Origin of the sequence: Streptomyces sp. NPDC048659, assembly GCF_040650575.1 — a bacterium.
Lineage (GTDB): Bacteria > Actinomycetota > Actinomycetes > Streptomycetales > Streptomycetaceae > Streptomyces.
In genome coordinates this window covers 64,318-84,214 of record NZ_JBEZHM010000019.1, presented here as the reverse complement: position 1 = coordinate 84,214, position 19,897 = coordinate 64,318, and the positions used below count along the sequence as shown (strand labels likewise).

The window sequence follows — 19,897 nt, the reverse complement described above, 5'->3', positions numbered from 1 at the left end:
ACGACGCGAAAAGGAGCCGCCGGGTGACCAGCCTCGACCTCAACACGGAAACCGACGACACGGGACCCAGCGGCTACGCGGCGGCCCGGCTGCGCCTTCTCACCGAGAAGACGCGGTCCGGGCCGCCGCGCCGTTCCGGGCTCTCCCGCCTCACCGACGCCTGGCTGGCCGCGCTCCTCGCCGCCGGCCTCGGCTCCGCCGGACGCCCGCCACGAGGGGTGGCACTCGTCGCCGTCGGCGGCTACGGGCGCGGCGAACTCTCCCCCCGCAGCGACCTCGACCTGCTGCTCCTGCACGACGGCGGCGCCGAACCCGGCGCCGTCGCCGCCCTCGCCGACCGGGTCTGGTACCCCGTCTGGGACCTCGGCCTCGCCCTCGACCACTCCGTCCGCACCCCCGCCGAGGCCCGCAAGGCCGCCGCCGACGACCTCAAGGTCCAGCTCGGCCTCCTCGACGCCCGCACCGTCGCCGGGGACGCGGGCCTCGTCACCGCCCTGCGCACCACCGTCCTCGCCGACTGGCGCAACCAGGCCGCCCGGCGGCTCCCCGAACTCGACGCCCTCTGCCGGGAGCGCGCCGAACGCAGCGGCGAGCTCCAGTACCTCCTCGAACCCGACCTCAAGGAGGCCCGCGGCGGACTGCGCGACGCCCAGGCCCTGCGCGCCGTCGCCGCCTCCTGGCTCGCCGACGCCCCCCGCGAAGGACTCGACGACGCCCGCCGCCGCCTCCTCGACGCGCGCGACGCCCTCCACCTCGCCACCGGCCGCGCCACCGACCGCCTCGCCCTCCAGGAACAGGACGCCGTCGCCGCCGAACTCGGCCTCCTCGACGCCGACACCCTGCTCCGCGAGGTGTACGAGGCCGCCCGCACCGTCTCGTACGCCTCCGACGTCACCTGGCGCGAGGTCAACCGGGTCCTCAAGGCCCGCGCCGGACGCCCCCGGCTGCGCGGCCTGCTCGGCGGGCGCGGGGCCCGGCCCGGCGGCGCGAAACCCGGGACGGCGGCCGAGCGCACCCCGCTCGCCGAAGGTGTCGTCGAGATGGACGGCGAGGCCGTCCTCGCCCTCGGCGCCCGCCCCGAACGCGACCCCGTCCTCCCGCTGCGCGCCGCCGCGGCCGCCGCCCAGGCCGGACTCCCGCTCTCCCCGCACGCCGTCCGCCGCCTCGCCGCCACCGCCGCGCCGCTGCCCACCCCCTGGCCCGCCGAGGCCCGCGAGGAGCTCGTCACCCTGCTCGGCGCGGGCGAGCCCACCGTCCCCGTCTGGGAGGCCCTGGAGGCCGAAGGGCTGGTCACCCGGCTGCTGCCCGACTGGGAACGGGTCCGCTGCCGCCCCCAGCGCAACCCCGTCCACACCTGGACCGTCGACCGGCACCTCGTCGAGACCGCCGTCCGCGCCGCCTCCCTCACCCGCCGCGTCCACCGCCCCGACCTGCTGCTCGTCGCCGCCCTCCTGCACGACATCGGCAAGGGGTGGCCCGGCGACCACGCCGTCGCCGGGGAGACCATCGCCCGCGACGTCGCCGCCCGGATCGGCTTCGACCCCGCCGACACGACCGTCCTCGCCACCGTCGTCCGCCACCACCTGCTGCTCGTCGAGACCGCCACCCGGCGCGACCTCGACGACCCCGCCACCGTCCAGTCCGTCGCCGCCGCCGTCGGCACCCTCGGCGCCCTGGAGCTCCTGCACGCCCTCACCGAGGCCGACGCCCTCGCCACCGGCCCCGCCGCCTGGTCCGCCTGGCGCGCCTCTCTGGTCGCCGACCTCGTCAAACGCGTCACCGGAGTCCTCGCGGGGGAGGAGCCGCCCGACCCCGAGGCCGCCGCGCCCAGCGCCGAACAGGAACGGCTCGCCATCGAGGCGCTGCGCACCGGCGACCCCGTCCTCGCCCTGCGCACCGAGCCCGTCGTCGCCGGGCCCGGGGAGCCCGAGCCGGTCGGCGTCGAACTCCTCGTCGCCCTGCCCGAACGGCCCGGCGTGCTGCCCGCCGTCGCCGGGGTCCTCGCCCTGCACCGGCTCACCGTCCGCGCCGCCGAGCTGCGCGCCGTCGCCCTGCCCGCCGAGCTCGGCAAGGGACCCGTCCTCGTCCTCGACTGGCGGGTCGCCGCCGCGTACGGCTCGCTGCCCGAGGCCCACCGGCTCCGCGCCGACCTCGTCCGCGCCCTGGACGGCTCCCTCGACGTGCCCGCCCGGCTCGCCGAACGGGACGCCGCCTACCCGCGCCGCCGCGGGGTCGCCGCCCCGCCGCCCCGGGTCACCGTCGCCGCCGCCGGCTCCCGGCTCGCCACCGTCCTGGAGGTCCGCGCCCAGGACGCCCCGGGCCTGCTCCACCGCATCGGGCGCGCCCTGGAGGGCGCCGAGGTCCGGGTCCGCAGCGCCCACGTCTCGACCCTGGGCGCCAACGCCGTCGACACCCTGTACGTGACCAGGCCGGACGGCTCCCTCCTCGGCTCGGAGGAGGCGGCGGGGCTGGCGAAGACGCTGGAGGACGCGCTGCGCTGACAGCGTGACCTGCGGTCTCGCGGCTCGTTGAGCACTGCGTGCTCCCCATGCGCGCGGGGATGTTCCTGAGGAGCTTGTGGGCATCCTCGGCGGCGACACCTGCTCCCCATGCCCGTGGGGATCGCGCTCCTTCGCCCGCCGGATGTGGCGGGCGAAGGAACGTACGTTGAGCGGCCGGATACCCTGGAGGGCAGTCCCCCCGCCCGCTCCCGACACCGAGGATCCGCGACCACCGTGTTCGATACCCTCTCCGACCGCCTCGCAGCGACTTTCAAGAACCTCCGCGGCAAGGGTCGCCTGTCCGAGGCGGACATCGACGCCACCGCGCGCGAGATCCGTATCGCCCTCCTTGAGGCCGATGTCGCCCTGCCGGTCGTCCGTGCGTTCATCAAGAGCGTCAAGGAGCGGGCGCTCGGCGCCGAAGTCTCCAAGGCGCTCAACCCGGGCCAGCAGGTCATCAAGATCGTCAATGACGAGCTGATCACGATCCTCGGCGGCGAGACCCGCCGCCTGCGGTTCGCCAAGACCGCGCCGACCGTGATCATGCTCGCCGGTCTGCAGGGTGCCGGTAAGACCACCCTCGCCGGAAAGCTCGGTCTCTGGCTCAAGGGCCAGGGCCACTCCCCACTGCTCGTCGCCTGTGACCTCCAGCGCCCCAACGCCGTCACCCAGCTCTCGGTCGTCGCCGACCGCGCGGGTGTCGGTTTCTACGGCCCGCAGCCCGGCAACGGGGTGGGCGACCCGGTCCAGGTCGCCAAGGACTCGATCGAGTACGCGCGCGGCAAGCAGTACGACATCGTCATCGTCGACACCGCCGGCCGCCTCGGCATCGACCAGGAGCTGATGCAGCAGGCCGCGGACATCAGGGACGCGACCTCGCCCGACGAGATCCTCTTCGTCGTCGACGCCATGATCGGTCAGGACGCTGTCAACACGGCCGAGGCGTTCCGTGACGGCGTCGGCTTCGACGGCGTGGTGCTCTCCAAGCTGGACGGCGACGCCCGAGGCGGTGCGGCGCTCTCCATCGCGCACGTCACCGGCAAGCAGATCATGTTCGCCTCCAATGGCGAGAAGCTGGACGACTTCGACGCGTTCCACCCGGACCGCATGGCGTCCCGCATCCTCGGGATGGGCGACATCATGTCGCTCATCGAGAAGGCCGAGCAGACCTTCAGCCAGGAAGAGGCCGCCAAGATGGCCTCCAAGCTGGCGTCCAAGAAGGGCCAGGAGTTCACGCTCGACGACTTCATGGCGCAGATGGAGCAGGTCCGCAAGATGGGCTCCATCTCCAAGCTCCTCGGGATGCTCCCCGGCATGGGGCAGATGAAGGAGCAGATCGCCAACATCGACGAGCGCGAGGTCGACCGCGTCGGCGCCATCATCAAGTCGATGACCCCGGCCGAGCGCCAGGACCCCACGATCATCAACGGCTCGCGCCGCGCCCGTATCGCCAAGGGCTCCGGCGTCGAGGTCAGCGCGGTCAAGGGCCTGGTCGAGCGGTTCTTCGAGGCCCGCAAGATGATGTCCCGCATGGCCCAGGGCGGCGGGATGCCGGGCATGCCCGGGATGCCCGGCATGGGCGGCGGCCCCGGCCGCCAGAAGAAGCAGGTCAAGCAGGCCAAGGGCAAGCGCAAGAGCGGCAACCCGATGAAGCGCAAGGCCGACGAGCAGGCCGCCGCGGAGCGCCGCGAGCAGGGCCAGGCGGGCGGCGCCTTCGGGCTGCCGGCGGCGGGCCAGGGCCCGGCCGACTTCGAGCTGCCCGACGAGTTCAAGAAGTTCATGGGCTGAGTGCCCCAAGAGGAGGGGCCCGTGGCGGTGCGAAACCGCCGCGGGCCCCTTTTCATCCCCCCGGTCCACCCGTAATGCCGGGAATGACCCGCTCTTCGATACTGGGGCCACTGCCCGCCCCGAGGAGAGCACGTGGCCAACCCCGTACCCCCGCGCGACCGGACCGACCAGCCCTGGCGCTCGGAAGGGGCCCCGCCCACCCCGCCGCCGAAGAAGCGGATGCCCGGCGGCTGGGGCAGCCTCATCCTCACCGCGCTCGCCGTCTACCTGATCACCAACCTGGTGCTCGGCTTCTTCAACGAGGGCGACGGCCCGACCATCTCGTACACCGAGTTCGACAAGCAGGTCGCGGCCGGAAACGTCACCAAGATCTACTCCAAGGGCGACGCCATCCAGGGGCAGCTGAAGAACAAACAGCCCGTCCCCGACGGCGAGGGCGACTACACCAAGTTCCAGACCCAGCGCCCCGCCTTCGCCGACGACGACCTGTGGGCGCAGCTCACCAAGCAGAAGGTCACCGTCACCGCCAAACCGGTCGTCGAGGAGCGCAGCTTCCTCGCCAACCTGCTCATCTCGCTCGCCCCCATGCTGCTGCTCGTCGTCCTGTGGGTGTTCATCGCCCGCCGGATGAGCGCCGGCATGGGCGGCGCGGGCGGGATGCTCGGCCGCAAGGCCCCGCCCAAGCCCGTCGAGCTGGAGGGCGTCAAGCGCACCACCTTCGCCGACGTCGCCGGCATCGACGAGGTCGAGGGCGAGCTCAACGACGTCGTCGACTTCCTCAAGAACCCCGGCGCCTACCGCGCCATGGGCGCCAAGATGCCCCGCGGCGTGCTCCTCGCCGGGCCGCCCGGAACGGGCAAGACGCTGCTCGCCCGCGCGGTCGCGGGGGAGGCCGGGGTGCCCTTCTTCTCCGCCTCCGCCTCCGAGTTCATCGAGATGATCGTCGGCGTCGGCGCCTCCCGCGTCCGCGAACTCTTCGCCGAGGCCCGCAAGGTCGCCCCCGCGATCATCTTCATCGACGAGATCGACACCATCGGGCGGGCCCGCGGCGGCGGCGCCGGGATGGGCGGCCACGACGAGCGCGAGCAGACCCTCAACCAGATCCTCACCGAGATGGACGGCTTCACCGGCTCCGAGGGCGTCATCGTCATCGCCGCCACCAACCGGGCCGACGTCCTCGACCCCGCCCTCACCCGCCCCGGCCGCTTCGACCGGGTCGTGCACGTCAACCCGCCCGACCGCGCGGGCCGCGAGGCCATCCTGAAGATCCACACCCGGGAGATCCCGCTCGCGCGGAACGTGGACCTCCAGCAGGTCGCCAGGACCACCCCCGGCATGACCGGCGCCGAACTCGCCAACCTCGCCAACGAGGCCGCCCTGCTCGCCGTCAAGCGCCAGCAGAAGGCCGTCACCCAGACCGACCTCTCCGACGCCCTGGAGAAGGTCCAGCTCGGCGCCGAACGGCCGCTGGTGATGCCCGCCGAGGAGCGCCGCCGCACCGCCTACCACGAGAGCGGCCACGCCCTGCTCGGGATGCTCCAGCCCGGCGCCGACCCCGTCCGCAAGATCACCATCGTCCCGCGCGGACGCGCCCTCGGCGTCACCCTCTCGACCCCCGACGCCGACAAGTACGCCTACACCGAGGAGTACCTGCGCGGCCGGATCATCGGCGCCCTCGGCGGCATGGCCGCCGAACAGGTCGTCTACGGGGTCATCACCACCGGGGCCGAGAGCGACCTGGAGCAGGTCACCAACATCGCGCGCGGGATGGCGGGCCGCTGGGGCATGAGCGAGCGCGTCGGCCGGCTCACCGCGATCCCCGCCGACGCCCAGCAGGCGTACGGACTCTCCGCCGCGCCCGCCACCCTCGACACCGTCGACGCGGAGATGCGCAGGATCGTCGACGAGTGCTACGAGAGCGCCCTGCGCCTGCTCCGCGAGCACCGCGACAAGCTGGACGCCCTCGCCGAGGCGCTCCTCGCCAACGAGACCCTGGAGGAGGACGCGGCCTACCGGGCGGCCGGAATCCCGCGCCTCAAGAAGGAGCAGTAGCCCTCCCGCGCGGGAGCCGCGCGAGCCCGCGCGCCCGCGCGCGGGGCGCGCCGCTACGGCAGCCGGGCGACCACGTACCGGAAGTCGTTCGGCATCCACACCGTGCCGTCCGCGCGGGCGTACGGCTCCAGCACCTCCAGGAGCTCCTTCTCCACCCGCTCCGGGGCGGCCTCCCGCACCGCCGCGTCGAAGTCGCCGGTCGACAGCAGCCCGCGCACCGCGCTGTCCCGGCTCGCGTAGCCGAACGGGCAGGCCACCCGGCCCGAGCCCTCCCAGCGCAGCCCCGCCGCCGCGACGAAGCCGTCCAGGTCCTCGCGCCGCGGCGGACGCCGGCCGGTCAGCCGCGCCGCGACGCGCAGCACCGACGCCGTGGCGCAGCGCTCCGGCGGCCCCCAGCCCGCCACCACGACCGCCGCGCCCGGCTGCGCCGGAAGGGTGAAGCCGCCCGCCCGCGCGGCGAGCGCCCCCGTCCCGTGGAAGGCCGTGATCACGTCGTACGGTGCTCCCCGCGGCGGCCCGGCCGCGCTCACCGTGCCCTCCGGCAGGCGCTCGCGCGCCAGCGCCAGGCGCGCGAGGTCCTCGTCCACGCCGGCCACCCGCGCGCCGCGCGCCGCCGCCATCAGGAGGGCGAGACCGGAGCCGCAGCCCAGGCCGAGCACCGAGGAGCGGGAGTCCACGCCGAGCCGGTCGTACACCGCCTCGTAGAGCGGTGCGAGCATCCGTTCCTGGATCTCGGCCCAGTCGCGCGCGGGGTGGTGCGGGACGAGCGTAGGTGTCATGGAAAGCGCCCCAATCGGTGCCTGGACGACAACCCCCCGTAGTCAGGGAACTGCGCATCCAGGCCCGCGTCCAGTGCTCGCGCCGTACGACTTCCGGACAGGGCCGGGGGCGGTTTCCCGACGGGCGGGGGCCGGTGCCCGACTTCGGGCAGGGGCCCGGTACTGTCCCTCCCACCAGCCCCCGGCGCGTGTGCCGACACCGTGCGCCGGGGCGTATGCGCCGCTACGCACCGGCTTGGCGGGCCTTGGCGGGCAAGCAGGGCAACTGACGGGTACGTGCAAATTATTTGGGATGCCCCGGAATGGAACCCGGAAGGGATCCGGCTCGTTGTACCCGACGTGAGCACGACACCCCCTGTTCTCGCCGCAGAGCTGGCACAGGCGTGGGCCGACATTCAGCGGTACCACCCCGAGCTGCCCGACCTTGCCGCGCCCGAGTCCCTGATCGGTGAGTCCTCGTCCGCCTGTGGCGCCGAGCTCTCCTTCGAGCGACTGCTCCATGAGGCAGTCCACGGCATCGCCGCCGCCCGAGGTGTCCGCGACACCTCCCGGGCCGGCCGCTATCACAACCGCAGATTCCTCGCGATCGCCGAGGAGCTGGGCCTCGACCATCCCGAGGAGCCGCACGCCAGCAGCGGCTTCTCCCTGGTCACGCTGAACGCGGAGGCCAAGCGCCGCTACCGCCCGACCATGGAGCGGCTCCAGCGCGCGCTCAAGGCGCACACGGTCGCGACCGCCGCCGACACCAAGCGCTCCTTCCGCGGACCGGCCGCCCGGCACGGCTCCTCGGGCGGCGGCGTGCGGGTCAAGGCCGTCTGCGACTGCGGGCGCAACGTGCGCGTCGTCCCGTCCGTGCTCGCCCAGGCGCCGATCGTCTGCGGCGGCTGCGGCAAGCCCTTCCGCATCCCGGAAGCGGTGGGCGCCGCGAGCTGACCTCGCGGTCTGTGGCACAATGGTCAGCTGTACTCGACAGTCGCACAGGACCCCTCTCTCCTCCGGCTGACGCGTCCTCCGGGCCCCTCGGGTTCCGCAACCCCACGTGGCATCCGCAGGTGCCCCACCACGTCAAGACCAGGAGACACCACTCCAGTGGCAGTCAAGATCAAGCTCAAGCGCCTCGGCAAGATCCGCCAGCCGCACTACCGCATCGTCGTCGCCGACTCGCGCACCCGTCGTGACGGTCGCGCGATCGAGGAGATCGGCCTCTACCACCCGACGTACAACCCGTCGCGTATCGAGGTCGACTCCGAGCGTGCGCAGTACTGGCTGTCCGTCGGCGCCCAGCCGACCGAGCCGGTTCTCGCCATCCTGAAGCTCACCGGCGACTGGCAGAAGGCCAAGGGCCTGCCGGCTCCGGAGAAGCCGCTGCTCGCCCCGGCGACCAAGGAAGCCAAGCGCGCCACGTTCGACGAGTTCGCGAAGGCGCTCGAGGGCGGCGACGCCAAGGGTGAGGCCATCACCCCGAAGGCCAAGAAGGCTGACAAGAAGGCGGACGAGGCCGAGGCCGAGTCCACCGAGTCGACCGAGGCCTGACATGCTCGAGGAGGCTCTCGAGCACCTCGTGAAGGGCATCGTCGACAACCCTGACGATGTGCAGGTCGCCTCGCGCAACCTGCGTCGCGGCCGTGTGCTCGAGGTTCGGGTCCATCCCGATGACCTCGGCAAGGTGATCGGCCGCAACGGCCGCACCGCGCGTGCGCTGCGTACCGTCGTGGGCGCCATCGGCGGCCGTGGCATCCGCGTCGACCTCGTCGACGTGGACCAGGTGCGCTGAGAAGAGAACACCGGCACGGGCCGGGGAGGGCCTAGCGCCCGCCCCGGCCCGTTGTCGTTGGCACGGACAAGCACAGGCAAGCACAGGCAAGCACGGACAGGCACAGACAGGAGAGAGTGGAGAAGTGCAGCTGGTAGTCGCGCGGATCGGCCGCGCCCACGGCATCAAGGGCGAGGTCACCGTCGAAGTGCGGACCGACGAGCCCGAGCTCAGGCTCGGCCCCGGCGCCGTCCTGCTCACCGATCCGGCCGCCACCGGGCCGCTCACCATCGAGACCGGCCGGGTGCACAGCGGCCGTCTCCTGCTGCGCTTCGAGGGCGTCAAGGACCGCACCGCGGCCGAGGCCCTGCGCAACACCCTCCTCATCGCCGAGATCGACCCGGAGGAGCTGCCGGAGGAGGAGGACGAGTACTACGACCACCAGCTCATGGACCTCGACGTCGTCCTCGCCGACGGCACCGAGGTCGGCGTGATCACCGAGATCTCCCACCTGCCGTCCCAGGACCTCTTCATCGTGGAGCGGCCCGACGGCAGCGAGGTGATGATCCCGTTCGTCTCCGAGATCGTCACCGAGATCGACCTGGAGAACCAGCGGGCCGTGATCGCCCCGCCGCCCGGCCTGATCGACGACCGCGCGGAGATCGCCTCCGGCCGCGAGGACGCCGAAGAGCCCGACGAGTCCGACGCGTCCGACGAGTCCGGGGACCGCGCATGAGGCTCGACGTCGTCACGATCTTCCCCGAGTACCTCGAACCGCTGAACGTCTCCCTGGTCGGCAAGGCCCGCGCCAACGGCAGGCTGGACGTGCACGTCCACCACCTGCGCGACTGGACCTACGACCGGCACAACACCGTCGACGACACCCCGTACGGCGGCGGCCCCGGCATGGTCATGAAGACGGACCCCTGGGGCGACGCGCTCGACCAGACCCTCGCCGACGGCTACGAGGCCGGCGCCCGCGGCCCGGTCCTCGTCGTGCCCACCCCCAGCGGGCGGCCCTTCACCCAGGAGCTCGCCGTCGAGCTCTCCGAGCGGCCCTGGCTGGTCTTCACCCCGGCCCGCTACGAGGGCATCGACCGGCGCGTGATCGACGAGTACGCCACCCGGATGCCCGTCTACGAGGTCTCCATCGGCGACTACGTGCTGGCCGGCGGCGAGGCCGCCGTGCTGGTCGTCACCGAGGCCGTCGCCCGGCTGCTGCCCGGCGTCCTCGGCAACGCCGAGTCGCACCGGGACGACTCCTTCGCCCCCGGCGCCATGGCCAACCTGCTGGAGGGCCCCGTCTACACCAAGCCCCCGGAGTGGCGCGGCCGGGGCATCCCCGACGTCCTGCTCAGCGGGCACCACGGGAAGATCGCGCGCTGGCGGCGCGACGAGGCGTTCCGGCGCACCGCCGCCAACCGGCCGGACCTCATCGAGCGCTGCGATCCCGCCGCCTTCGACAAGAAGGACCGCGAGATCCTCTCGATGATGGGCTGGGCCCCCGAGCCCGGCGGCCGATTTTGGCGCAGGCCCCAGGACGTGGAAGAATAGGCCGCTGTCGTACGTCCGGCGCGCGCCCCTGCCACAGGGGGACGACGCCCGCCAGAGACGCGCGACGCTCTCCATTCGTTCGTACGTACCGCTGATGACCTGTGGCATCAGCGAGGAAAGAGACCTCCATGGCCTCCCTGCTCGACCAGGTCAACGCCGGTTCGCTGCGTTCCGACGTTCCCGCCTTCCGTCCCGGTGACACCGTGAACGTCCACGTTCGCGTCATCGAGGGCAACCGCTCGCGTATCCAGCAGTTCAAGGGCGTCGTCATCCGCCGCCAGGGCTCCGGCGTCTCCGAGACCTTCACCGTCCGCAAGGTCTCCTTCTCCGTCGGCGTCGAGCGCACCTTCCCGGTGAACAGCCCGATCTTCGAGAAGATCGAGCTCGTCACCCGCGGTGACGTCCGTCGCGCGAAGCTGTACTACCTCCGTGAGCTGCGCGGCAAGGCCGCGAAGATCAAGGAGAAGCGCGACCGCTGACCCTCGGTCCACAGGGTGGCGGGATAAGCTCTGCCCCCGATGGACACCGAAGCACAGCACACGGAGCGCGATCGCTCCTCCGAACAGGAGGAGCGGTCGCGCTCCGCGCGCGTTTCCGGGGCCTTCGCGGGCGCCGGTGTGCTCACCTGGCGCCGCACCGGGCTGATCGGCGCCGCCTGCATGGTCTTCCTGCTGGTCTTCAGCCATTTCGTGCTCCAGCCGTTCCTGATCCCCAGCGGCTCCATGGAGCCCACCCTCCGGGTCGGCGACCGGATCCTGGTGAACAAGCTGGCGTACCGTTTCGGCGACGAGCCGCGCCGCGGTGACGTCGTCGTCTTCGACGGCACCGGCTCCTTCGTACGCGAGCAGCCCGGCGGCAATCCGGTGACCGGGTTGCTGCACGGGGCCGCCGCCGCGCTCGGCCTGGCCGAACCCGCCGAGACCGACTTCGTGAAGCGGGTCGTCGGCACCGGCGGCGACCGGGTGGTCTGCTGCGACAAGGACGGCCGGATCAGCGTCAACGGCGTCCCCGTCCAGGAGCGGTACGTGATGCTGGGCGACCAGCCGTCCAAGGTGCCCTTCGACATCGTCGTACCGCCCGGCACCCTGTGGGTCATGGGCGACCACCGCAGCCAGTCCAGCGACTCCCGCGACCACCTCGGGCAGCCCGGCGGCGGCATGGTCCCGGTCGACAAGGTCATCGGCCGCGCCGACTGGATCGGCTGGCCCTTCGCCCGCTGGTCCACGGTCCCCGCGACCGACGCCTTCGCGGCCGTGCCCGGCTGGGCTGACGGAGGGGCCGGCGGGGCCGGCGGGCACGCGGGGAGTTCCGGGCGCGGCCATGGGTAGGCGCGGCAGGGCGCCCGGCGAGGGCGGCCACGGCGCGGTCGCCGGGCCCGCCGGTGCCGACCGCCCCACCGAGGAGGCGGCGGACGGCGGCGGCGCCGCGCCGCCCGGGCGCGCCGAGCGGCGCCGGCTGGCCCGCCGGGTGAAGCGGCGCCGGCAGCGCTCCGCGATCAAGGAGATCCCGCTCCTGGCCACCGTCGCGGTGCTGATCGCGCTGGTCCTCAAGACCTTTCTCGTCCAGGCGTTCGTGATCCCGTCCGGGTCGATGGAGCAGACGATCCGGATCGACGACCGGGTGCTGGTCGACAAGCTCACGCCCTGGTTCGGCTCCCGGCCGCAGCGCGGCGACGTCGTGGTCTTCAAGGACCCGGGCGGCTGGCTCCAGCAGGAGGCCGGGCCGCCGGCCGACGACCCGGTGGGCGTCAAGCAGGTGAAGCAGGCCCTGACCTTCATCGGGCTGCTGCCCTCGGCCGACGAGCGGGACCTCATCAAACGGGTCGTCGCGGTCGGCGGTGACACGGTGAAGTGCTGCGGCGCGGACGGGCGGATCACCGTCAACGGCGTACCGTTGGACGAACCGTATCTGCACCCCGGGAACGCGCCTTCGACGATCCCCTTCGAAGTGAAGGTCCCGCAGGGGAGGATCTTCGTCATGGGCGATCACCGCGCCAACTCGGCCGACTCGCGCTACCACCTCGACGACGAGGACCACGGCACGGTCTCCGAGGACCAGGTCGTGGGCCGTGCCGTCGTCATCGCCTGGCCCGTCGGTCACTGGCGGCGGCTGGAGGAGCGCTCGGTCTTCGCCACCGTGCCTTCCGCGCCCGGAGGCGGCGTGGTGGACGGGGTCGAATCGAGGGGTCTGTCGCATAGTGTGTCCCAGCGCGATCTGAACGGATTGCCCGGGCTCCCGACCCCTGCGGAACTCCCGCTCGTTATGGGAGTGGTGGGCCTGTCCCTGTTCCGGGACGGGCGATTGCACGGATTGAGGAGTGGATGTGGGGGATTTGGCCGTCGGCGCACGATCCGGACACGACGAGCCCGAGAAGAGGCCCGACGGGGCCGCCCATCAGGTGGCGGCCATGACGGATGACTCCTCGGGCCGCCGGGACGCTGACCCGGGCTCAGGTCAGGGCCCGGACCAGGGCGCCACCCCGACCGGCGACAACGCCGACGGTGCCGGTGACGGTCGCGCCGGTGACGGCGGGGACGGCGCGGGTCACGGCGGCAGGAAGCCGAAGCCGCAGCGCTCCTTCTGGAAGGAGCTGCCGCTGCTCGTCGGCATCGCCCTGATCCTCGCGCTGCTGATCAAGACCTTCCTGGTGCAGGCGTTCTCGATCCCCTCGGACTCGATGATGAACACCCTGCAGCGCGGTGACCGGGTGCTCGTCGACAAGCTGACCCCGTGGTTCGGCTCGGAGCCGGAGCGTGGCGAGGTCGTCGTCTTCCACGACCCGGGTGGCTGGCTGGAGGAGGGCAAGACGCCCGAGCCCAACGTGGTGCAGAAGGTCCTCAGCTTCATCGGCCTGATGCCGTCCGCCGAGGAGAAGGACCTGATCAAGCGGGTCATCGCGGTCGGCGGCGACACGGTCTCCTGCAAGGAGGGCGGCAAGGTCACCGTCAACGGCAAGGAGCTCGACGAGACGGCGTACCTGTACCCCGGCTCGGTGCCCTGCGAGCCCGTGTTCGGCCCGATCAAGGTCCCCGAGGGCCGCATCTGGGTCATGGGCGACAACCGGCAGAACTCCCTGGACTCCCGCTACCACCAGGAGCTCCCGGGCGGCGGCACCGTCTCCAACGACGAGGTCGTCGGCCGCGCGGTCGTCATCGCCTGGCCGGTGACCCGCTGGGCCACCCTGCCGGTCCCCGGCACCTTCGACCAGCCCGGCCTCAGCCAGGCGCTGGCGGTCGCCCCGGGCGCGGCGGGTGTCGCGGGCGCGCTGCCGCTGGTGCTGTGGCGCCGCAAGAAGCGCGCCGCACGTCATACCGCGGAGTAGTGACCCGCGGGTAGGGTGCCCTCCCGGACCGTCGCACGGACGGTCCGCGGACCCCTGAGGTGCCCATGAGCGTCAAAACGCGTAGCGACGGCCGCGGCCGTCTCGGCAGTGTGCTGTCGGGACTGGCCGTGGCCGTCGGCTGTGTGCTCTTCCTCGGCGGCTTCGCGCTCGGCGCCGTGCTCTACCAGCCCTTCACCGTGCCCAGCGACTCCATGACCCCGACCCTCGCGGTCGGCTCCAAAGTGCTCGCGGAGCGGATCGACGGCTCCGACGTGCGGCGCGGCGACGTCGTCGTCTTCCGCGACCCGCTCTGGGGCGACGTGACCATGGTCAAGCGGGTGGTGGGTGTCGGCGGCGACACCGTCACCGGCGCCGACGACGGGCGGCTGCTGGTCAACGGCAAGCCGGTCGAGGAACCGTATCTGCCGAAGGGGCAGCCCGCCTCGAACTACGCCTTCTCCACCACCCTGCCGCCCGGGAAGCTGTTCCTCCTCGGCGACGAGCGGCGCAACTCGGTGGACTCGCGGGCCCACCTCCAGGACTCCGGGCACGGCGCCGTGCCCGTCTCCGCCGTGGTCGGCCGGGTCGACGCCGTCGCCTGGCCCTCGCCCGCGGTGCTGGAGCGGCCCGCCGGCTTCGCGGCGCTGCCCGGCGGCGTCTCCGCGCCGGGACCGGTCGTGCCGCTCTTCTCCGCGATCGTCGCCGGGTGTGTACTGATCCTGGCCGGCGCCGCGTACGGGCCGCTGGCCCGGCTGGGCGCCCGGAAGCCGGCGCCGGCCGCCGGGAAGGCGCGGGACGGGGCGGGCGTATGACCGAAGGGCGCGAGGGATCGGCCGGTCCGGAGGCGGCGGGCGTGGCCGAGGGCGCCGCCGCGAGCGCTGCTGAGGGTGCCGCCGGGGGTGTGGCGGCGCGGCGGGTGGCCCGGATCGTGCTGCTCGATCCCGACGACCGCATCCTCCTCGTCCACGGCTTCGAGCCCGCGGACCCCGGGCAGACCTGGTGGTTCACCCCCGGCGGCGGCCTGGAGGGCGACGAGACCCGGGAGCAGGCCGCGCTGCGCGAGCTCGCCGAGGAGACCGGCATCACCGAGGTCGAGCTGGGGCCCGTGCTGTGGCGGCGCTACTGCTCCTTCCCCTTCGACGGACGGCGCTGGAACCAGGACGAGTGGTACTACCTCGCCCGCACCGCGCAGACCGTCACCGACCTCGCCGGGCTCACCGAACTGGAGGCCCGCAGCGTCGCGGGCCTGAGGTGGTGGACTTCCGCCGAACTGTCGGCGGCCCGTGAGACGGTGTACCCCGACAGACTGGCCGAGCTGCTGCGCACGCTGCTCGACGAAGGACCTCCCAGCGCGCCGCTCGATCTCGCCCCGGAAATCGTTCAGGGGCTTGTGTGACTGGCGCACAATAGGGGGACGCACGGCTGAAGGGGAACATGCCATGAGTGCCGAGGACCTCGAGAAGTACGAGACCGAGATGGAGCTCAAGCTCTACCGGGAGTACCGCGATGTCGTCGGGCTGTTCAAATACGTGATCGAGACCGAGCGGCGCTTCTACCTCACCAACGACTACGAGATGCAGGTGCACTCGGTCCAGGGCGAGGTGTTCTTCGAGGTCTCGATGGCCGACGCCTGGGTCTGGGACATGTACCGGCCGGCCAGGTTCGTCAAGAAGGTCCGCGTCCTGACCTTCAAGGACGTGAACATCGAGGAGCTCAACAAGAGCGACCTGGAGCTCCCCGGCAGCTGACGGACCACCGGCCCGCCCACCCTCACGGGTGAGCGGGTTGTCCACAACGGGCTCCTCCTCCACAGCCCCGCACGCGGAGCGTCACCGTGCGTCACAGTCGGTGCCGGAGGTGGTACCGAATGAACGCGACCCGAGCACTCGGGCGGTACGGGGAAGAGCTCGCCGCCCGCCGGCTGTCCGACACCGGCCTGCGCGTCCTCGCCAGGAACTGGCGCTGCGGCCGGACCGGAGAGATCGACATCGTCGCCCGCCAGGGCGACACCCTCGTCGTCTGCGAGGTGAAGACCCGCCGCGAAGGGGTCTTCGAACACCCGATGGCCGCGGTGACCCCGCGCAAGGCCGAGCGGCTCCGGCGGCTCGCCGCCTGCTGGCTCGACCGGCACGGCGGCCCGCCCGGCGGCGGCGTCCGCATCGACCTCGTCGGCGTCCTGCTGCCCCGGCGCGGCGCACCCGTCCTCACCCACGCGCGGGGGGTGGCCTGATGGGATTCGCCCGCACCTGCTCCGTCGCCCTGGTCGGCGTCGAGGGCGTCGTCGTCGAGGTCCAGGCCGACCTCGAAGCCGGGGTCGCCGCCTTCACCCTCGTCGGACTCCCCGACAAGAGCCTCGTCGAGAGCCGCGACCGGGTCCGCGCCGCCATCGTCAACTCCCAGGCCGAATGGCCCCAGAAGAAGCTCACCGTCGGACTCAGCCCCGCCTCGGTCCCCAAGAGCGGCTCGGGATTCGACCTGGCCGTGGCGGCGGCCGTACTCGGCGCCGCCGAGCGCATCGACCCGCGCAGCATCGCCGACCTCGTCCTCATCGGCGAGCTCGGACTCGACGGGCGGGTCCGCCCCGTCCGCGGCGTGCTGCCCGCCGTGCTCGCCGCCGCCGAAGCCGGCTACCGGCAGGTCGTCGTCCCCGAACGGACCGCGAGCGAGGCCGCCCTGGTCCCCGGCGTCTCCGTCCTCGGCGTCCGCAGCCTGCGCCAGCTCATCGCCGTCCTCGCCGACGAACCCGTCCCCGACGAGGAGTCGCTGGAGGCCGGCCGGCCCGACCCCATGCTCGCCGGACTCCTCGTGCCCGGCGCCGGTGTCGGCACCGGACTCGCAGCCGACCCCGCCGACGGGCCCGACCTGGCCGACGTCGCCGGACAGCACCCGGCCCGCCGCGCCCTGGAGGTCGCCGCCGCCGGCCGGCACCACCTGCTGCTCTCCGGACCGCCCGGCGCGGGCAAGACCATGCTCGCCGAGCGGCTCCCCGGCATCCTGCCGCCGCTCACCCGCCAGGAATCCCTCGAAGTCACCGCCGTCCACTCGGTCGCCGGGATCCTCCCGCCCGGCGAACCCCTCGTCCACCGCCCGCCCTACTGCGCGCCCCACCACTCCGCGACCATGCAGTCCCTCGTCGGCGGCGGCAACGGACTGCCCCGCCCCGGCGCGGTCTCGCTCGCCCACCGCGGCGTGCTCTTCCTGGACGAGGCACCGGAGTTCTCCACCAAGTCCCTGGACGCCCTGCGTCAGCCCCTGGAGTCCGGGCACGTCGTCGTCGCCCGCGCCGCCGGAGTCGTCCGGCTCCCCGCCCGCTTCCTCCTCGCCCTCGCCGCCAACCCCTGCCCCTGCGGCCGGCACACCCTCCACGGGGCCGGCTGCGAATGCCCCGCCTCCGTCATCCGCCGCTACCAGGCCCGGCTCTCCGGCCCCCTGCTCGACCGCGTCGACCTGCGCGTCGAGGTCGAGCCCGTCACCCGCTCCGACCTCCTCGGCCAGGGCGGCCGGGGCGAGACCAGCGCCGCCGTCGCCGACCGCGTCCGCGAGGCCAGGGCCCGCGCCGCCGCGCGGCTCGCCGGCACCCCCTGGACCGTCAACAGCGAGGTCCCCGGCCAGGAGCTCCGCACCCGCTACGTCACCGTGCCCGGCGCCCTCGCCGCCGCCGAGCGGGACGTCGAGCGGGGCCTGCTCACCGCCCGGGGGCTCGACCGGGTGCTCCGCGTCGCCTGGACCGTCGCCGACCTCGCGGGCCACGACCGGCCCCGCGCCGAGGACCTCGCCCTCGCCCTCGAACTGCGCACCGGCATCACCCGGGGCGTCCCCGCAGGGGCGGGGGAGCGGCGGTGACCGCCCCGCCGGGCGACCGGCTCGCCCGCGCCGCCCTCAGCCGGATCGTCGAACCGGGCGACGAGCACGCCGGGCGCGCCCTGCGCCGCCACGGGCCCGCCGGACTCCTCGGGCTGCTGCGCGCGCCCGAAGGAGCCGGACCCGACACCTTCCCCGGCACCGGGCCCCGGCGCGTCGAGGGCTGGCGGCACCGGGCCCGCACCGCCGAGCCCGAGCGGGACCTCGACCACGTCGGCCGGCTCGGCGGACGCTTCCTCGTCCCCGGCGACCCCGAGTGGCCCCGGCAGCTCGACGACCTCGACGACACCCGGCCCCTCGGCCTCTGGGTGCGCGGACCCGCCGACCTGCGCGGCTGGGCGCTGCGCTCCGTCGCCGTCGTCGGCGCCCGCGCCTGCACCCCCTACGGGGCGCACACCGCAGCCGCCCTCGCCGCCGGGCTCGCCGAGCGCGGCTGGGTCGTCGTCTCCGGAGCGGCGTTCGGCGTCGACGGCGCCGCCCACCGCGGCGCCCTCGGCTCCGGCGGCGCCACCGTCGCCGTCCTCGCCTGCGGCGTCGACGTGCCCTACCCCCGCGGCCACGCCGGACTCATCGGACGCATCGCCGAGCAGGGCCTCGTCGTCGGCGAGCTCCCGCCCGGCGCCCACCCGACCCGCGGCCGCTTCGTGCTGCGCAACCGGGTCATCGCCGCCCTCACCCGCGGCACCGTGGTCGTCGAGGCCGCGTACCGCAGCGGCTCCCTGGTCACCGCCCGCGTCGCGGCCCGGCTCGGCCGGCACACCATGGGCGTCCCGGGACCCGTCACCAGCGGACTCTCCGCCGGGGTCCACGAACTCCTGCGCGGCGAGGCCACCCTCGTCACCGACGCCGCCGAGGTCGTCGAACTGGTCGGCGCCGTCGGTCAGCTCGCCCCGCCCCGCCGGGGCCCCGTGCTGCCCCGCGACCTGCTCGCCCCCGGCACCGCCCGCGTGCTGGAGGCGCTCCCCGGCCGAAGTCCCGCCGCCCTGTCGGAGATCGCCGTCCGCGCCGGAGCCCACCCCGACCACACCCTCGCCAAGCTGTACGAACTCCACTCCCTGGGCTTCGTCGAACGGTGCGGGGACGACTGGCAGTTGACGAACACGAGGGGAGAAGGCTCGAACACCCGGCATGGCGGTACTTGACCTGGAGCATTCGGGTGAAAGGGTGATGAGGATGAGCAATCGAGTTCTCTCGGTCACACCCGAGGGGCCGACACGCGCCGCGGCCCCCGTTCGAAGGTGTGGCCGACGGTGCCCACCCGGACCGGCGCGATCCGCCGACGTTCGCTCACCGCGACAGCCCACTCACGCTACGCTCACGAGGATCCCCCTCCCGACAGACGGAACCGCTCCCCACCCGACGACAGCGACAGCAGAACGGCTCAAGGCGACCCATGCCCCAGCACACCTCCGGGTCTGACCGCGCTGCGGTGCCCCCAGCAGCCCGGGGCACCGTGCGACCGCCCGCACCGACCTCGCTCGACGAGCTGTGGCGCTCGTACAAGGACACCGGCGACGAGCGGCTGCGGGAGCAGCTGATCCTGCACTACTCGCCCCTCGTGAAGTACGTCGCCGGACGCGTCAGCGTCGGCCTGCCGTCCAACGTCGAGCAGGCGGACTTCGTCTCCTCCGGGGTCTTCGGACTCATCGACGCGATCGAGAAGTTCGACGTCGAGCGGGCCATCAAGTTCGAGACGTACGCCATCACCCGCATCCGCGGCGCGATGATCGACGAGCTCCGGGCCCTGGACTGGATCCCCCGCTCCGTGCGCCAGAAGGCCCGCAACGTCGAACGGGCCTACGCCACGCTGGAGGCGCAGCTCCGGCGCACCCCCACCGAGCCCGAGGTCGCCGCCGAGATGGGCGTCACCCTGGAGGAACTGCACTCGGTCTTCAGCCAGTTGTCCCTGGCCAACGTGGTCGCCCTGGAGGAGCTGCTGCACGTCGGCGGCGAGGGCGGCGACCGGCTCTCCCTCATGGACACCCTTGAGGACACCGCCGCCGACAACCCCGTCGAGGTCGCCGAGGACCGCGAGCTGCGCCGGCTGCTGGCGCGGGCGATCAACACCCTCCCCGAGCGGGAGAAGACCGTCGTCACGCTCTACTACTACGAGGGCCTCACGCTGGCCGAGATCGGACACGTCCTCGGGGTCACCGAGAGCCGGGTCAGCCAGATCCACACCAAGTCCGTGCTCCAGCTCCGCGCCAAGCTGGCCGACGTGGGCCGCTGACCGGGCGGGCCGCTCCCGCCGTAGAGTGGATCCGTGCCAAGGATTCGAGCGGCCTCG

General features: G+C 73.3%; 20 protein-coding genes. 19 read left to right on the top strand and 1 reads right to left on the bottom strand.

Annotated features, from left to right (window positions below; genetic code table 11):
- Window positions 1-23 precede the first annotated feature (23 nt).
- From AB0C99_RS17285 to ftsH, 3 genes are all read left to right on the top strand, one after another.
- Window positions 24-2,501 (top strand): [protein-PII] uridylyltransferase, encoded by a 2,478-nt coding sequence (locus AB0C99_RS17285; RefSeq protein WP_362475655.1) that lies wholly within the window; start codon window positions 24-26, stop codon window positions 2,499-2,501.
- Window positions 2,502-2,735: 234 nt separating this feature from the next.
- Complete coding sequence (gene ffh, locus AB0C99_RS17280) at window positions 2,736-4,289, top strand: signal recognition particle protein (protein WP_362475653.1); 1,554 nt, start codon at window positions 2,736-2,738, stop codon at window positions 4,287-4,289.
- A 132-nt stretch (window positions 4,290-4,421) separates the two neighbouring features.
- Complete coding sequence (gene ftsH / locus AB0C99_RS17275) at window positions 4,422-6,341, top strand: ATP-dependent zinc metalloprotease FtsH (protein ID WP_362475651.1); 1,920 nt, start codon at window positions 4,422-4,424, stop codon at window positions 6,339-6,341.
- A gap of 53 nt (window positions 6,342-6,394) precedes the next feature.
- Here the strand turns inward: ftsH and AB0C99_RS17270 are convergent, their stop codons facing one another.
- A complete protein-coding gene (locus AB0C99_RS17270; RefSeq protein WP_362475649.1) occupies window positions 6,395-7,120 on the bottom strand; it encodes a methyltransferase type 11 in 726 nt (241 codons plus the stop codon).
- A 339-nt stretch (window positions 7,121-7,459) separates the two neighbouring features.
- Here AB0C99_RS17270 and AB0C99_RS17265 point away from each other — a divergent pair, with 339 nt between their 5' ends.
- The 16 genes from AB0C99_RS17265 to whiG all read left to right on the top strand — a co-directional run bounded on the left by AB0C99_RS17265 (window position 7,460) and on the right by whiG (window position 19,840).
- Window positions 7,460-8,053 (top strand): hypothetical protein, encoded by a 594-nt coding sequence (locus tag AB0C99_RS17265; protein WP_362475647.1) that lies wholly within the window; start codon window positions 7,460-7,462, stop codon window positions 8,051-8,053.
- Between the two features lie 156 nt (window positions 8,054-8,209).
- Entirely contained in the window at window positions 8,210-8,653 is a 444-nt protein-coding gene (gene rpsP / locus AB0C99_RS17260) for a 30S ribosomal protein S16 (protein ID WP_362475645.1), read from the top strand.
- Window position 8,654: 1 nt separating this feature from the next.
- Entirely contained in the window at window positions 8,655-8,894 is a 240-nt protein-coding gene (locus tag AB0C99_RS17255) for an RNA-binding protein (protein WP_005311361.1), read from the top strand.
- 124 nt (window positions 8,895-9,018) lie between these two features.
- Window positions 9,019-9,609, top strand: coding sequence for a ribosome maturation factor RimM (gene rimM, locus AB0C99_RS17250; RefSeq protein ID WP_362475643.1), 591 nt, complete (start codon window positions 9,019-9,021; stop codon window positions 9,607-9,609).
- Window positions 9,606-10,427, top strand: a complete 822-nt coding sequence (trmD, locus tag AB0C99_RS17245; RefSeq protein ID WP_362475641.1) for a tRNA (guanosine(37)-N1)-methyltransferase TrmD — start codon at window positions 9,606-9,608, stop codon at window positions 10,425-10,427. The genes rimM and trmD overlap by 4 nt, the downstream gene beginning before the upstream one ends.
- 128 nt (window positions 10,428-10,555) lie before the next feature.
- The gene (rplS, locus tag AB0C99_RS17240) at window positions 10,556-10,906 is read left to right on the top strand and encodes a 50S ribosomal protein L19 (RefSeq protein ID WP_362475639.1); all 351 of its coding nucleotides are present in this window, start codon (window positions 10,556-10,558) and stop codon (window positions 10,904-10,906) included.
- 39 nt (window positions 10,907-10,945) lie between these two features.
- Window positions 10,946-11,755: a signal peptidase I gene (lepB, locus tag AB0C99_RS17235; RefSeq protein WP_362475637.1), complete on the top strand. Its 810-nt coding sequence runs from the start codon at window positions 10,946-10,948 to the stop codon at window positions 11,753-11,755.
- On the top strand, window positions 11,748-12,845 hold the full coding sequence (lepB, locus tag AB0C99_RS17230) for a signal peptidase I (protein ID WP_362475636.1): 1,098 nt from the start codon (window positions 11,748-11,750) through the stop codon (window positions 12,843-12,845). Before lepB (AB0C99_RS17235) ends, lepB (AB0C99_RS17230) begins: the two co-directional genes overlap by 8 nt.
- Window positions 12,760-13,749, top strand: a complete 990-nt coding sequence (gene lepB / locus AB0C99_RS17225; protein ID WP_362475721.1) for a signal peptidase I — start codon at window positions 12,760-12,762, stop codon at window positions 13,747-13,749. The genes lepB (AB0C99_RS17230) and lepB (AB0C99_RS17225) overlap by 86 nt, the downstream gene beginning before the upstream one ends.
- 65 nt (window positions 13,750-13,814) lie before the next feature.
- Window positions 13,815-14,561 (top strand): signal peptidase I, encoded by a 747-nt coding sequence (gene lepB, locus AB0C99_RS17220; protein ID WP_362475634.1) that lies wholly within the window; start codon window positions 13,815-13,817, stop codon window positions 14,559-14,561.
- Window positions 14,558-15,145: an NUDIX hydrolase gene (locus AB0C99_RS17215; RefSeq protein ID WP_362475632.1), complete on the top strand. Its 588-nt coding sequence runs from the start codon at window positions 14,558-14,560 to the stop codon at window positions 15,143-15,145. The genes lepB (AB0C99_RS17220) and AB0C99_RS17215 overlap by 4 nt, the downstream gene beginning before the upstream one ends.
- A 43-nt stretch (window positions 15,146-15,188) precedes the next feature.
- Window positions 15,189-15,497 (top strand): DUF2469 domain-containing protein, encoded by a 309-nt coding sequence (locus tag AB0C99_RS17210; protein WP_329098825.1) that lies wholly within the window; start codon window positions 15,189-15,191, stop codon window positions 15,495-15,497.
- A 119-nt stretch (window positions 15,498-15,616) separates the two neighbouring features.
- Window positions 15,617-15,979 carry a YraN family protein gene (locus tag AB0C99_RS17205; protein WP_362475630.1) on the top strand — a complete coding sequence of 121 codons (363 nt, stop codon included), beginning with the start codon at window positions 15,617-15,619 and terminating at the stop codon, window positions 15,977-15,979.
- On the top strand, window positions 15,979-17,592 hold the full coding sequence (locus tag AB0C99_RS17200; protein ID WP_362475628.1) for a YifB family Mg chelatase-like AAA ATPase: 1,614 nt from the start codon (window positions 15,979-15,981) through the stop codon (window positions 17,590-17,592). Before AB0C99_RS17205 ends, AB0C99_RS17200 begins: the two co-directional genes overlap by 1 nt.
- Window positions 17,589-18,752, top strand: a complete 1,164-nt coding sequence (dprA, locus tag AB0C99_RS17195; protein WP_362475626.1) for a DNA-processing protein DprA — start codon at window positions 17,589-17,591, stop codon at window positions 18,750-18,752. Before AB0C99_RS17200 ends, dprA begins: the two co-directional genes overlap by 4 nt.
- A 251-nt stretch (window positions 18,753-19,003) precedes the next feature.
- Entirely contained in the window at window positions 19,004-19,840 is an 837-nt protein-coding gene (gene whiG / locus AB0C99_RS17190; protein ID WP_362475624.1) for an RNA polymerase sigma factor WhiG, read from the top strand.
- Window positions 19,841-19,897 lie beyond the last annotated feature (57 nt).

Bases quoted from the DNA above. Each gene is read 5' to 3' on its own strand.
- AB0C99_RS17270 (WP_362475649.1), bottom strand. From the start codon at position 7,120: ATGACACCTACGCTCGTCCCGCACCACCCCGCGCGCGACTGGGCCGAG.
- AB0C99_RS17255 (WP_005311361.1), top strand. From the start codon at position 8,655: ATGCTCGAGGAGGCTCTCGAGCACCTCGTGAAGGGCATCGTCGACAAC.
- trmD (WP_362475641.1), top strand. From the start codon at position 9,606: ATGAGGCTCGACGTCGTCACGATCTTCCCCGAGTACCTCGAACCGCTG.
- rplS (WP_362475639.1), top strand. From the start codon at position 10,556: ATGGCCTCCCTGCTCGACCAGGTCAACGCCGGTTCGCTGCGTTCCGAC.
- lepB (WP_362475637.1), top strand. From the start codon at position 10,946: ATGGACACCGAAGCACAGCACACGGAGCGCGATCGCTCCTCCGAACAG.
- lepB (WP_362475636.1), top strand. From the start codon at position 11,748: ATGGGTAGGCGCGGCAGGGCGCCCGGCGAGGGCGGCCACGGCGCGGTC.
- lepB (WP_362475634.1), top strand. From the start codon at position 13,815: ATGAGCGTCAAAACGCGTAGCGACGGCCGCGGCCGTCTCGGCAGTGTG.
- AB0C99_RS17215 (WP_362475632.1), top strand. From the start codon at position 14,558: ATGACCGAAGGGCGCGAGGGATCGGCCGGTCCGGAGGCGGCGGGCGTG.
- AB0C99_RS17210 (WP_329098825.1), top strand. From the start codon at position 15,189: ATGAGTGCCGAGGACCTCGAGAAGTACGAGACCGAGATGGAGCTCAAG.
- AB0C99_RS17205 (WP_362475630.1), top strand. From the start codon at position 15,617: ATGAACGCGACCCGAGCACTCGGGCGGTACGGGGAAGAGCTCGCCGCC.
- AB0C99_RS17200 (WP_362475628.1), top strand. From the start codon at position 15,979: ATGGGATTCGCCCGCACCTGCTCCGTCGCCCTGGTCGGCGTCGAGGGC.
- whiG (WP_362475624.1), top strand. From the start codon at position 19,004: ATGCCCCAGCACACCTCCGGGTCTGACCGCGCTGCGGTGCCCCCAGCA.